The sequence below is a fragment of the Paenibacillus sp. FSL H8-0317 genome (genome assembly GCF_045040685.1).
GTDB lineage: Bacteria > Bacillota > Bacilli > Paenibacillales > Paenibacillaceae > Paenibacillus.
Window position 1 is genome coordinate 4,196,511 of the sequence record NZ_CP150294.1, and the last position, 13,276, is coordinate 4,209,786.

Sequence of the window (13,276 nt, forward strand, 5' to 3'; positions counted from 1 at the left end):
CAAGGATTTCGATCCGAGAAAGGTCTGCTGCTTGTTTTGTTTTTTGCATCATTCAAAGAGAAGAGCATAAGCAGAAATGATTTTAGTTTACATAATAAAAATTACGTTTATTCAAAGACGATCAATCACGCTCACTGTACATTCAATCATGTATAGAGACCATTATGTCCCCGTGTCTTAACATTTCTACGATTTGACTTCACCATTCTGCCTATACTCGCTCTCAACCATCGCTAACAACGCTTTGGCTATATCCTCCGTTTCATGAACTGAGTACCACGTTATATCTCTGTTTACGGTGCTCCGCTCTATAAACAGCTCTGAAGGTAGCCATGAGATCATACCCACTACCCCTTCAAGCTGATCAACCAAGGTCAGATCTTTCTCTTCTCGAACCATCACGAATTTGGGATAAGAAGCATCCTTGAAACCTTCAACAACAATCCAATCATAATCGGACAGATGACTTAACATATCCTCCAGCTTGGTTGACTGTCGCTCCATAATCGCAGTACGTTTCTCTGACATAACAACCACCGCCGAGGCCCCAGCCTCTCCAAATCGATACGAATCCGTTCCTTCTTGATCCATCTCGAAATGGTCGTGTCCATCATGCTTAATCGCCGCTACCTTAAGTCCGAAGGAAGAAAAGTGCCCGATCAGCGCGGCTGTCAAGGTTGTCTTGCCCGTGTTTTTGTATCCAACAATCTGTATGATATGTGGTTTTGTATCACTCATTGTAGTCATCTACCACTACCTCACATGACCTGAGGGCAGTTTGAGAATGCGTACCTGCTCACCCGCAGGAATACCTTTTTTCTCAGGGGGAACAACAATCAAGCAATCACTGTCCTTAATGGTAATCATCACACTGGATTCATCTACACGGGCAGCAGCCGGTATCGCGTACACCATGCCGTTGCGAATCTCTGTGCGTCCTCGCACGAACCGTGTAAAATTATTAACTTTGGTGTATTCCTCTTTCAAGATTGCAGTCCATTCTTCCAAATAAGGATGAGCATCCGCTTGCATGGAACGAATGGTTGGACGAACAAACAGACCAAAACCTACAAAACAAGCCCCTGGGTTACCCGAAAGTGCAAAAAGCAATTTATCTTTATATACAGCAGCTGTGGTCACACTGCCTGGTCGCATCGTCACTTTGTTAAACAACATCGCCACATGTTCTTCCAGCACAAGTTCACCCATAATATCATAATCCCCGACAGACACTCCGCCTGTGGTCACCACGATATCATTATCTTGAATGGCTTCTTCCAGTTTGGCCCTTGCCGTATTCACATCGTCTGCAATAGAACCGTACATCACAGGCTCTCCACCTGCCTCAACAACCAGAGAGCGAAGCATGTAACTGTTGCTATTCCGAATCCGACCTGGTTGTAATGGTTCATCTACATCAAGCAATTCCGTGCCGGTTGCGAATATCGCCACCTTTGGACGTTGAAATACGGGAACTTCTGCTATGCCAAAAGTAGCTAACACGGACTGCTCCCCTGCCCCGATGATCGTTCCTGCTTCGAGCAGTTGCTGTCCCTCTTGGACTTCCAGTCCGATTGGGGTGATGTTAGCATCTGACAATATGTGCCGTTTCAATGCAATCCACTGTTCTCCGTCTTCTACCTTGCTCTCGGTCATCTCCATCATGACTACCGCATCCGCACCTTCCGGGACCTGTGCACCCGTCATGATGCGAGCAGTTGTACCTGAAACAATGGTGTGATCCGAGGTGTAGCCGCAAGGAATTTCATCAATTACACGAAACCAGATTTGTTGCTCACTTGATGCATCTGTAGTATCTGTACTTATAATGGCAAAGCCATCCATGCCCGATCTCCGGAAGAATGGATACGGATGAGGAGCCTGAATTGTCTCTGCAAGTGTGCGGCCATGAGCAGATTCAAGGTGGACTTTCTCAATGGAGCCTTCAGTAACTCTTGCAGCTATTTTGGCTTGGGCATCCGGTACCTGTACAGCTGTACGATTGAATTTGGCAGTTGTCATATCATGTGAATGTGAGTTCATTTTCAAAAGTATTCTTACCTCCTAGAGACATATCATCTTTTAGAAAGTGTAGCCCGAATGCTGTAAGATAACAAGTACATCACTTATTGAATCCTGTGACAAAATCTTATTTCTTACAGGTGTAACATCCTTGACCAATATTCAACATGAAAGGCATCTTGTCTGCTCATAATATAAGTGACAAAGGGAGGCGATAATCATGAGTAATCAATGTGAATTATGCGGAAGAGAACCTGTGAACACAACCGTTCATCATCTGACACCCAAAGAAATGGGCGGAACATTACTGCCAACAGCCAACCTGTGCATCCCCTGTCACAAACAGATTCATTCGCTATACACCAATCGCGACATTGTAACCCTTGGTCTCACGAACCTGCAATCCTTGAGACAGGATGAACGAATGATTCCATTTATCCGCTGGATTCGTAAACAGCCTGCTTCAACGATTCCCCGTGTACGCAAATCCAATCATGTTCGCCAATCGTAAACCAAAAAGAACAGCTCCAAGGTCATATGCCGGCGAGGTGATTCGCCTTCCCTTTTCACTGTTCTTAAATGAACTATGCGATTGGCAGCCATCCTTATGATTAGATGTTTATTATCTTCGCCTCTTAATTCGGCCGCCGCCCACTCTGGTTTTTGGTTTTTTGTAGGATTTCTTAGGTGAATCAAACAACCCACCACTGCTCTTGTTACGATCAATGGTCCCCTTGCTCTGATCCCTGTTGCGGTTGAATAATCCTCCGCCAGATCCCACGCTTGAATCTTTATCGCTTCCACGCCTTGTAATCGTACCTTTCCGATCAACAGTAATAGGTGGGGCAAGCTTCTTGTCATTACTTGTTGGTGCACGATAAGATCCTGCACTCGGTTTATACGTATCTTTATTGGTATATCCTCGATAGTTGCCATAACCTCGCCCGCCAAAAGAATCGAACAGATTACCGATTAACGTAGCGGTCAGATAACCTTGTAAAAAAGATGAATCGTAGTTCTGCCGAACATATTCCTTGGAGTCCACCTCAACCAAGGTATCCTCCGGCTTGTTCGGGTCTTGTTGCAGGTGATAATACTCGTCCTGATACACGAGGAACATACGCTCTGTGTTCTCTGCCGAGATCTGATCCGGTTGCCTTTGGTCAGACAATTCCTGGGCCACTTCCGGAACGGTACGGTCAGAAGCCCGGTACACATAGGACGTTGAGTTACCACTGCCGTTAACCGATTCAAGCGGGTATGTGTCCTGAACAGAAGGTGCTCCGCACGCGGACAACAGAGACATCACAAGGCTGAGGACCAGCATTAATTTTAATCCATGTGCCAAGCGTTTTTTCATTGGGAACCTCTCCTAGCTCGAACGAATCACTTTGATATCCGCAGGAAGAATGGACTCACCCTCATACAGTGTAAATCTTCTGTCTTGCCACTCCACCCGAAGAAGCATATTATCATCCGACTGATACTGCCATACCAATTGTTCTCCAGCCTGGCCATATGGAGTTCTACCTGCCGTTGATACCATGCCTCCATACTCTTCCTCCAGATGAAATGCGCGTCCATCCAGGTCCAGCAACGTGGGCACCTCATCAGGTGCATCAAGCCTGCCATCAATTGGTGTATATAGAGCGTAACGTGTGAGTTCCCGTTCTTCGATATGCAAATATCGAAATGCGGTACCATCCTGCAGCGTGAGCACAACTGCATTTCGAGCGCGATTTTGTACCCGACCAACGACTTCATAAGTGACCAGAGAAACCTCACAGATATCACCAGGTGCAAGCTGAAGCATCGTTTTCTCTGCCTGCGGTGGTTCAGGTTTTGTTAGTATTCCTTTAATTCGTTTCCATACACTCATGAGAATTACTCCTGTTCCTTATCTTATAAACAAGCTGCAATAATCAGTGCGCCCACGATATGTAAAGCGCCAGAGAACAACCCGTATCCTGTCTTCCCTTGCTGAATTCCCGTATCCAGATCCAGATTGGCCCATTTGCGAATCATAAAGTGTACAACGCTCTCCAGAATCAACAAAATGATAAAGGATACAACGGAGACCAGCAATGCCTCTCCAAGATGACCAGCTGTAGAAATGGACGTAGCGAGTACATACCCTTGTGCAAATAATTTCATCACCATACGTGTGGTTACTGCCATATTGCCAGCCTTAACTTCAGCAAAATCCTTATATTTCGTGAACAGTGAATCTACATACATCAAGACAAACAGCAAAACCGAACCAGATCCGGTCCAGACCAACATCGCCAAAATATTCAAATCCATTTACACAGCCCCCACATATCAACATGAACCGCATTTAAAAGCGAAGGAGAAATGCTCTTCTCCTCCGCTGGTTAACCCTGCTGACAACCAAGGTATTAGTTCTTATTATCGTACTGTTTCATCAATGCTGCGAGTTCGTCTTCAACAGCTTGATCTTTACCCAACTTCTCGAACTCTTCATCCAAAGACTTGCCTTTGGAAGACATTTCGTTACTTGCTTCTGCCTGTGCTTCCATCTGCATCATTTTCTCTTCCATACGCTTCATACCAGCACTTGCAGTATCAGAGCCAAACCCATTCAACGCTTTGTTGATTTCCGTTTGGGCTTTTGCTGCATTGTAGCGGGCTACCAGTGTTTCACGTTTGTTCTTCATTTGAGTCAGTTGCTTACGCATCTCGTCGAGCTTGCCACGCAGGTTATCTGCAGAAGCCTTGTTTTGGTCATAGCTGGTTTTATACTCAGCCATCTTCTCTTCAGCAGCCTTTTTCTCTTCCAGAGCACGTCGAGCCAAATCCAGATTCTGAGCACGTGCCGCCGTATGCGCCTGCTCTTCACGTTTCTTCACAAGAGCTTCCTGCTCTTCGAATAACTGCTTAAATTTCTTCTCAATGGCGATTTGTTGAGCTACTGCTTTCTCCGCATCTTCCAGATCCTCTTGCATGTCGCGGATATATTGGTCCGTCATCTTGATTGGATCTTCCGCCTTGTCAATAATGGCGTTGATGTTAGACATGGTTAGATCACGCAAACGTTTGAAAATGGACATTATGTTATTCCTCCTAGTCGATATTACATCGTATATAAACATACATACGTAACAATCTACAACTCGTTTCAATTTTAGCAAATAAAATCAAAACATTCGATGACTCTTACGTCAGGAAGATCGTTTATCTTTGATCAGATGATCTTCCATCAACCTCTCTGCAGTCTGCACGATTTCGTCGATCTGCATCCGCGTGATGGAATCAAAATGAATACCCATGATCACCGTAACGGTTACTTTCAGCTGCTGGGCAGCCTTCCGGGCAAGCCGCTCACACAGTTCTTGTTCCTTATGACCGGGAATATGTACCGTCGTCCCGCTTACGCGCTCATGATCTACATAGAATGTGGCTGCGGCGCCAATATGCGCCTTTCCTCCCGTAACGAGAAAAACCTTATCTTCTCCTGCTTCAATCACCTGTAAACGTATGGATTTCAAATCATATGTACTCATACCCATCCACCTATCCTTTTCTATATGTTATATATGGAGGAATTATGGCTTTCATGAGCTACATCGGCAATGAAAATTCTCACACTACGCATAACTTATGGATAGCCCGGGCATACCAAAGAGAACGTCATTTTGGAAAAGGAGGCCGTTATTATGCGCGTACGCCTCATTATGCTGATGGTTATCGTTATTTTTCTCGGAGGATATCATGCTCCAGTTTCATCGCGGGATGTTTCAAGCCCGCCAAGTGAATCCGTATCAGGTTCGGATTCTGCGGAAGAAGAACAACTGACATTGGGACAGTTACGTCAAAAATATGCCGATACGTTCAAAACCAATGGTCCTTCAACAAAGAAGGTTGCACTGACTTTTGATGATGTACCTGATCCACGATTTACTCCACAAGTGCTGGATGTATTGAAGAAATACAATGTCAGAGCTACATTCTTCATCGTGGGTAGTCGTGCAGAGAAACATCCGGATCTGGTGAAACGCATCATTAAGGAAGGGCATATGGTTGGTAATCACAGCTACAATCATCCTGAATTCAGTAAGCTGTCGATGAATGCCTTTCGCAAACAAATTTTACATACCGGGGATATTATTCGACGTTTGGCGGGATATACGCCGAAGATGATTCGGCCGCCTTATGGAGACATTAATGAAGAACAGCTGAGATGGGCTGCCAAACAACACTATAGCATTGTGAACTGGAACGTAGACTCTCTGGACTGGAAAGGCCTTTCAAAGGAACAGGTGAAAGATAACATCCTGTCTGCCGTAAAACCAGGCTCCATCGTTCTGCAACATGCTGGAGGCGGTGTAGGATCAAACCTGAACGGCACGATTGAGGCTTTGCCTGAAATCATTGAGGAATTGCAAAAGCGCGGATATGAACTTGTCACCTTGGACGAAATGCTGGGATTGTCAAAGGCCAAAGATTAAGATGACGATGAAGAAATAAATGAGAATATTAAAAGGGTGCTGTTCAATCGCAAGTTTGCGACTGGCAGACACCCTGTTTGAATTCGTTAGATGTAATTAATTTTCTACTTCAGAATGTACAGCTCGATATCCTGAAATCCAAATGTGCTTACGGACTGTTTGCTACCCGGGATAAAGATATCAATCCGGTGACCCTTGATTGCACCGCCTACATCACGCGCTGTGGCTACAAAAGCCTGTTTTGGCAATCCTGGATGGCTGTGACCCGTTACCAGTACTTTGGTTCCGAGTGGAATTACACTTGGATCAACTGCAATCGTACCCAGTTCAAGGTCATTTCCGAAATAATCGACTGCACCCCAGCCTCCATTTTCAGACGGATCTGCAGAGTATGCCGTTGCTTTCACGTTCACAGCTTTGCTGTAATCGAATGTTTTACCCCAGGCTTGAACCACTTTGTTATCTGCGTTAACGTCCAAGCTTGCTGTAGTAACCGTTTTGGCTTGGGTCTTGCTCCCCGTCGCCGCGGCAGCTAGATTGTTTGCCTTACCGGGAATTGTAATTTTCAAACCACCATAAATATTGTAAGGTGAAATGTCGTTGTTTGCTTTAACCAACGTGTTCATTGCTACTCCATATTGTTTTGATAAGGTGTAGAAGGTATCCCCTTCTTTGGCCACATGAACTGAATCGGCGTGAGCCGGAACGGCTTGAATGAGCATTGCTGTTGTCATTAATGCTACTGCTGTTTTGGCTATACGTTTCTTGTTAATCATGGTCTTCCTCCCTCATTGTGCCTGCGAAGTTAGTTGTCGGATTCGGATGAGGAGCCCACCCTATAGGTTCTTCATTACATTTGAAACGTTATGTACCCCTAATTCACCCCAAGCAGTGTGCTGTAGATCTTCCCCCTGCACAAATCTGCATCGTTACATCCCCCGCACTCCCTGTCCGGAAGTTTCGGCAGAGTTCAATATATCACAATTTTGTAACCTGAACTTGTAGTAATTCTTACCAAATGGTTTTTTAGCATGTAAGCATATGTAAGAGTACTGGATACTTTAGAAATATTGGACGACCCGATTACTTTACATTTGGTAACAGAATAGTTACTTTTCCGAATCCATACGTGATTATTAACCATAAAAAAATAGCGTCACCGACTCGAAGTCAGTAACGCTATTGATCACTTTCATTTAGAGTACTTTGGCAAGAAAATCACGTGTACGTGAATTTTTTGGTGCTCCAAACACCTCATCAGGTGTTCCCTCTTCTACAATAACCCCGCCATCCATGAACAGGATCCGGTCTCCTACTTCACGTGCAAAACCCATCTCATGCGTTACAATGACCATAGTCATCCCACCTTCTGCAAGACGTTTCATGACATCCAACACTTCACCGACCATCTCGGGGTCCAGTGCCGAAGTAGGCTCGTCAAACAGCATGACATGCGGCTGCATAGCCAATGCTCTTGCAATAGCGATCCGCTGCTTCTGTCCACCGGACAGCTGATTCGGGAATGTATCTTTTTTATCGTACAAGCCCACAGTGTTAAGCAGATCAGCAGCAATTTTCTCCGCTTCCTGCGTGGATTGTTTCTTCACTTTAATCGGAGCAATCGTGATGTTTTGCTGTACCGTTTTGTGTGGGAACAGGTTGAAATGCTGGAACACCATGCCCATTTTTTCCCGAGTTGCATTAATGTTGTGCTTGGGGTCCGTAATTGAAACACCTTCAAAATCGATTTCACCTGATGTAGGTTGTTCCAAGAGGTTCAGACAACGCAAGAATGTACTTTTACCTGAACCGGAAGGACCGATAACCACGACAACCTCGCCTTTGCCAATCGTCACATTAATGCCCTTAAGCACATCGTTATTTCCATAAGATTTGTGTAATTGTCTAACGTCTATCACTTGCACTCAACTTCCTTTCCAGTCGTCCCAGCAGCTTGGACAAAATAAACGTCATTACAAAGTAGATGGCTGCTGCAATCAAAAATGGACTCAAGCCTTGGTACGTAATGTTCTTGACTACACTTGCCTGATACATAATGTCCACCATACCGATAACAGAGATAATGGAGGATTCCTTGATAATCGTTATGAATTCATTACCAATTGCCGGCAATACGGCCTTGAAAGCCTGTGGCAATATGATGTAGCGCATGGCTGCACCTCTGCCCATTCCGAGGGAGCGAGCTGCTTCCAACTGGCCACGATCCACCCCTTGGATACCTGCACGGAAAATCTCCGCTAGATACGCACCACTATTAATGGAAAGCGTGATGATACCTGCCTGAAGGGCAGTGAAGTTAATGCCAAAGCTCAGGGAAAAACCATAGTAAATAATCATTAATTGTACCAGCATCGGTGTGCCACGGATCACTTCAACGTAAGCAGTACCGATCCAGCGCAAGATTGCAGCGTCATGCAAACGGAACAAACAGATGATCAATCCAATAATTACCCCGAAGATAACCCCAAGTGCAGACAACAGAAGTGTGTATCCTACACCTGTAGCATAGAAACTTTTGTACTCCCAGAATACTTGGAAAATATTTTGTGATTTGTTCGCTTTATCCGCCATCAAGAGGCTGGCGTCCGTCACCATCTGATTGATTTTATCTTCACTTTTCAGTCGCTCCAGTGTTCCATTTACTGCAGCTAGCAGCTCGGTATTACCTTTACGAATCCCGATTGCCGCTTCTGCTTGCTCTTCGTCCGGAACAGCAGCAGCAAGTCCAATGATATCGTCCAGATAACCTGCAGCAACGGTATCTTCAACGATTGCCGCGTCAATGCGTTTTGTTTGCAGTTGAAGCACGATATCGGAGATTTTATCCAGCGCAGTAAGCTTCGCTCCTGGAATACTCTGTCCGATCGTTTCCTGAATGGAGCCTTTCTGAACGCCAATCTTCGCATTTTCAAGTTCTGCCATGGTTGGATATTGGTCTTTATCCACATTGCGAACCATAATCACTTGTTTTGATTTATAATAGGTGTCGGAAAAATCGATACTTTTCTTCCGTTCATCCGTCGGCGTCATACCTGAAATCACCAGATCAACACGCCCGCTCTGCAATGAAGGCAGAAGACCGTCGAAGCCCATATCCTCAATCACAAGCTCAGCGCCAAGATCTTTGGCAATCTCTTTGGCGATCTCAATATCGAAGCCGACGATTTCATCTTTACCATTAATCACTTTATGGAATTCGTATGGTGCAAAATCGGCACTTGTACCGAGCACCAGCTTTTTACTGCCTGAATTATCTGTAGTTCCACTTGCAAGTGCCACAGGAACGGCAGTTGTCAGCAGAACAACAAAGGTCAACAGCATCATGGTGTAACGACTTATTAATTTCAACCTTTTTCTCTCCCCTTACAATACTTTGTATGCTTCTCATGTTGATGACTGAGTCATTATAAAGTACAATGCATGATTATGCAATGCATTTTGACAATACAAATCTTGACTTGTTTCTGAAAAAATAAAGCAAACATGATATAATCAATAAATTATTTTCATTTTGCATAAGGAGTTTACTAATGACATCTAACAAATCACAGATCCTGACGGTTATTGATCAATATGCTTCCCGTTTTAAAGCCATTTCATCATATATCGGTGCCAACCCCGAACTGGGGAATGAAGAGTATCTTGCTTCTGCTCGTCTAAAAGAAGAACTGATCTATCACGGGTTCACTGTAGAGGCTCCAATCCTTGGACTGGAGACAGCCTTTATCGGAACCTATTCAGCCGCCAAACCCGGCCCTACCATTGCATTATTGTGTGAATATGACGCATTGCCGGAGATCGGTCATGCTTGTGGTCACCATCTGATCTGCATGATGAGTCTTGGGGCTGCTGTGGGGCTGAAATCCATTCTGGAAGAAGTCGGCGGAACAATTAAAGTGTTTGGTACACCCGCTGAGGAGACACGTGGTGCCAAAGTTCCGATGGCGGAAGCAGGTCTGTTCGATGACTGTGATGTCGCTCTTATGGCGCATCCATATTATGCCTTCGAAAAGTCAGGCAGCTCGCTGGCTATTGATGCTGTGCAATTTGAATTCCATGGCCGATCTTCACATGCCGCTGCAAGTCCGCACGAAGGTATTAATGCACTTGATGCTGTCATTCAAACGTTCAACGGAATCAATGCATTCCGGCAACAAGTGAAAAGCACCGTGCGCATTCATGGTGTGATCAACAACGGAGGTCAGGCAGCAAATATCATTCCTGACTATGCTTCTGCGCAATTTTATGTACGGGCAGCAACTCGCAAAGAATTGAATATTCTCACAGAACGTGTGATTCAGATCGCTGAAGGTTCTGCTCTCCAGACAGGTTGTAAGCTCGTGACATCCAACTATGAAACGTCCTATGACGAGATGGTCACTAATGAAGCATTCTCAGCTGCGTTTAGTCAAAATCTGATGGAACTTGGTATCCCACAAGAAGAGATAGTGAGTGGTAACGATCATGGCTCCATGGACATCGGTAACGTTTCCCTGAAATGTCCTGCCATCCATCCTTACATTCGTGTTGTAGACGAGGTGCACACACTGCACTCCATAGCCTTCCGTGATCTTGCACTCCAAGAGCGTGCCCTGGACGGGATGATTCTGGGAGCCAAGGCACTCGCTACAACAGCCTATGACGTCCTGAGCCAGCCGGAACTGCTTCAATCCATCCTTACTGAGTTCGAGCAAGCTATTCGTTAACATTTGTTTCAGCACGTTGCATAGGGGTACCCTGAGAGGGCTTGAATTTCAAGCTTGTTCCGGGTACCCCTTTTCGTAATAATCTGTAAGTATATCCAGTAAGAAGCTGGATATGCTATGAAAAAAAGCCTTGAAAACACTGAAAATAATACATTTTATTACAGTAAATATGGTTCATTCGCTGGCTAACTTGGTTATATATTGCTATAACTTATCCTATATTCAGGAGGTGCTGTCATGCTGCTCGAAGCCATGTATCATGTCCCTCGTGACAAGTGGGCTTACGCCTATAATTCGTCTACCATACATCTGCGCGTACGAACCAAGCGCAATGATGTGCAATACGTGACTGCACTGACCGGAGATAAGTACAATTGGAACGGAACCTACAAGGAAATTCAACTGGAGAAAGCTGCTTCCGATCGCATGTTTGATTATTGGGAGGCTGCCGTCAAGCCACAATTCAAACGTCTCACCTATATATTTCGGATAACCGCCGGTTCAGAGGATGTGTTTCTTGCGGATAATGGAATTCATTATGAGACCCCCTATCCCACCGGAGGATACTATGAGTTCTCTTATATCCACGAGATCGATGTGTTTAAGGTGCCTGAATGGGCCAAAGAAGCCGTCTTTTATCAGATCATGACTGAACGATTTGCCAATGGAGATCCCAAACTGAACCCACAAGGAATACATGACTGGGGTGGCAAACCTGAGTTGGACAATTATTTTGGTGGAGATCTGCAAGGTGTGCTGGATCATCTGTATGACTTGACTGAACTTGGCGTGAACGCCATTTACTTTACCCCGTTATTTCAGGCTAATTCCTACCACAAATACGACACCATTGATTATAAAAAGGTAGACCCCCATTTCGGTGATAACGCCATGCTCAAACAAGTGACAGAAGAATGCCATCGCCTGGGTATACGTGTCATGCTTGACGCGGTGTTTAACCATTGCAGCGAAGACTTCCCTCCTTTTCAAGACGTACTCCAACATGGAAAAAACTCAAAGTATGCGGATTGGTTCCACATCAATGAATATCCGTTGCAGATTAAGGACGGTATACCTACCTACGATACGTTCGGGTTCTATGGCAACATGCCCAAATTCAATACAGCCAACCCAGAGGTTAAGGCCTATCTACTCGATGTGGCTGAGTACTGGATCAAGGAGATCAAGCTGGATGGCTGGCGACTGGATGTAGCGAATGAAGTGGACAACCATTTCTGGCGTGATTTCCGCAAGGTTGTTAAGGCTGCGAATCCTGAAGCTTATATTGTTGGTGAAGTATGGAGCGATTCCTTGACCTGGCTTATGGGAGATCAATTCGATTCCGTCATGAATTATCCTTTTGCCGACAAAGTGCTTCAGTTCTTCTGTGGTTCAATGGATGGGTATAATTTTGCCAACGAGATGGGTTCACTGATTATGCGCTATCCGCAACAAACCAATGAAGTAATCTTCAATATGCTCTGCAGCCATGATACCCCTCGCCTGCTCACCCGGTTAGGAGAAGACAAACGCCGATTAAAGTTATCGGTTGTATTTCTATTCACCTATATTGGCACACCTTGTATCTTCTATGGAGATGAGGTTGGAATTAGTGGTGGTGCTGACCCGGATTGCCGAAAATGCATGGAATGGGACCCTGCTAAACAAGACAGAGAACTCTACGATTTCTATCGTCTGATGATCGATTTACGCAAAAGCAATGAAGCCCTGCGCAAAGGACGCTTCCGTTTCCTCAAAGCTGATCCTAACGATCCCTGTATCGTGTACGAACGTGTAGATGAAAACCTCCACTTTACTGTATGGATGAATAATACTTCTCAAGATCGTACGCTCTCTCATCCCATGGAAACCAAAGACTGGAAGGATGCTTTAACGGAAGAGTCTGTGTATCCAACTGATGGCATGATGAATGTTAAGCTTGATCCCTACGGGTACCGGATTTTGTACAGGCAGCTTGATCCGGCTTAAATTAACTCATAAATCTCCTGAAGTATCAGAACTAATCTTTCATGGATTCCGATACTTCAGGAGGTTTTG

General features: G+C 45.0%; 14 protein-coding genes and 1 riboswitch. Of the genes, 4 read left to right on the forward strand and 10 right to left on the reverse strand.

Features of this window, described 5'->3' with window-relative positions; genetic code table 11:
• Positions 1–186 precede the first annotated feature (186 nt).
• Positions 187–747: a molybdopterin-guanine dinucleotide biosynthesis protein B gene (gene mobB / locus MHB43_RS18635; RefSeq protein WP_221821606.1), complete on the reverse strand. Its 561-nt coding sequence runs from the start codon at positions 745–747 to the stop codon at positions 187–189.
• A 6-nt stretch (positions 748–753) separates the two neighbouring features.
• Positions 754–2,043 (reverse strand): gephyrin-like molybdotransferase Glp, encoded by a 1,290-nt coding sequence (gene glp, locus MHB43_RS18640; RefSeq protein ID WP_405132447.1) that lies wholly within the window; start codon positions 2,041–2,043, stop codon positions 754–756.
• A gap of 199 nt (positions 2,044–2,242) precedes the next feature.
• Here glp and MHB43_RS18645 point away from each other — a divergent pair, with 199 nt between their 5' ends.
• Positions 2,243–2,533 (forward strand): HNH endonuclease, encoded by a 291-nt coding sequence (locus tag MHB43_RS18645; protein WP_339177079.1) that lies wholly within the window; start codon positions 2,243–2,245, stop codon positions 2,531–2,533.
• Positions 2,534–2,644: 111 nt separating this feature from the next.
• Here MHB43_RS18645 and MHB43_RS18650 read toward each other — a convergent pair whose 3' ends face one another.
• The 5 genes from MHB43_RS18650 to MHB43_RS18670 all read right to left on the reverse strand — a co-directional run bounded on the left by MHB43_RS18650 (position 2,645) and on the right by MHB43_RS18670 (position 5,546).
• Positions 2,645–3,382: a DUF4247 domain-containing protein gene (locus MHB43_RS18650; protein ID WP_221821608.1), complete on the reverse strand. Its 738-nt coding sequence runs from the start codon at positions 3,380–3,382 to the stop codon at positions 2,645–2,647.
• A gap of 12 nt (positions 3,383–3,394) precedes the next feature.
• Complete coding sequence (locus MHB43_RS18655) at positions 3,395–3,901, reverse strand: DUF4178 domain-containing protein (RefSeq protein ID WP_076210134.1); 507 nt, start codon at positions 3,899–3,901, stop codon at positions 3,395–3,397.
• A gap of 23 nt (positions 3,902–3,924) precedes the next feature.
• The gene (locus MHB43_RS18660) at positions 3,925–4,326 is read right to left on the reverse strand and encodes a DUF350 domain-containing protein (protein ID WP_036613690.1); all 402 of its coding nucleotides are present in this window, start codon (positions 4,324–4,326) and stop codon (positions 3,925–3,927) included.
• Between the two features lie 95 nt (positions 4,327–4,421).
• A complete protein-coding gene (locus MHB43_RS18665) occupies positions 4,422–5,093 on the reverse strand; it encodes a PspA/IM30 family protein (protein WP_076210133.1) in 672 nt (223 codons plus the stop codon).
• Between the two features lie 111 nt (positions 5,094–5,204).
• A complete protein-coding gene (locus MHB43_RS18670; RefSeq protein WP_221821609.1) occupies positions 5,205–5,546 on the reverse strand; it encodes a hypothetical protein in 342 nt (113 codons plus the stop codon).
• A gap of 153 nt (positions 5,547–5,699) precedes the next feature.
• On the opposite strand from MHB43_RS18670, the gene MHB43_RS18675 reads away from it, so the two are divergent.
• On the forward strand, positions 5,700–6,491 hold the full coding sequence (locus tag MHB43_RS18675; protein ID WP_339177081.1) for a polysaccharide deacetylase family protein: 792 nt from the start codon (positions 5,700–5,702) through the stop codon (positions 6,489–6,491).
• 104 nt (positions 6,492–6,595) lie between these two features.
• Here the strand turns inward: MHB43_RS18675 and MHB43_RS18680 are convergent, their stop codons facing one another.
• The 3 genes from MHB43_RS18680 to MHB43_RS18690 all read right to left on the reverse strand — a co-directional run bounded on the left by MHB43_RS18680 (position 6,596) and on the right by MHB43_RS18690 (position 9,833).
• The gene (locus MHB43_RS18680; protein ID WP_221821611.1) at positions 6,596–7,267 is read right to left on the reverse strand and encodes a 3D domain-containing protein; all 672 of its coding nucleotides are present in this window, start codon (positions 7,265–7,267) and stop codon (positions 6,596–6,598) included.
• A gap of 2 nt (positions 7,268–7,269) precedes the next feature.
• Positions 7,270–7,467, reverse strand: a riboswitch (cyclic di-AMP (ydaO/yuaA leader).
• A gap of 220 nt (positions 7,468–7,687) precedes the next feature.
• Entirely contained in the window at positions 7,688–8,410 is a 723-nt protein-coding gene (locus MHB43_RS18685) for an amino acid ABC transporter ATP-binding protein (protein ID WP_017688094.1), read from the reverse strand.
• Positions 8,397–9,833 (reverse strand): ABC transporter substrate-binding protein/permease, encoded by a 1,437-nt coding sequence (locus MHB43_RS18690; RefSeq protein WP_397376263.1) that lies wholly within the window; start codon positions 9,831–9,833, stop codon positions 8,397–8,399. The genes MHB43_RS18685 and MHB43_RS18690 overlap by 14 nt, the downstream gene beginning before the upstream one ends.
• A 209-nt stretch (positions 9,834–10,042) precedes the next feature.
• Between MHB43_RS18690 and MHB43_RS18695 the strand changes: the two genes are divergently transcribed.
• Positions 10,043–11,218 carry a M20 family metallopeptidase gene (locus MHB43_RS18695; RefSeq protein ID WP_405117695.1) on the forward strand — a complete coding sequence of 392 codons (1,176 nt, stop codon included), beginning with the start codon at positions 10,043–10,045 and terminating at the stop codon, positions 11,216–11,218.
• Between the two features lie 237 nt (positions 11,219–11,455).
• On the forward strand, positions 11,456–13,207 hold the full coding sequence (locus MHB43_RS18700; protein ID WP_405117696.1) for an alpha-glycosidase: 1,752 nt from the start codon (positions 11,456–11,458) through the stop codon (positions 13,205–13,207).
• The last annotated feature ends 69 nt before the right edge of the window (positions 13,208–13,276 follow it).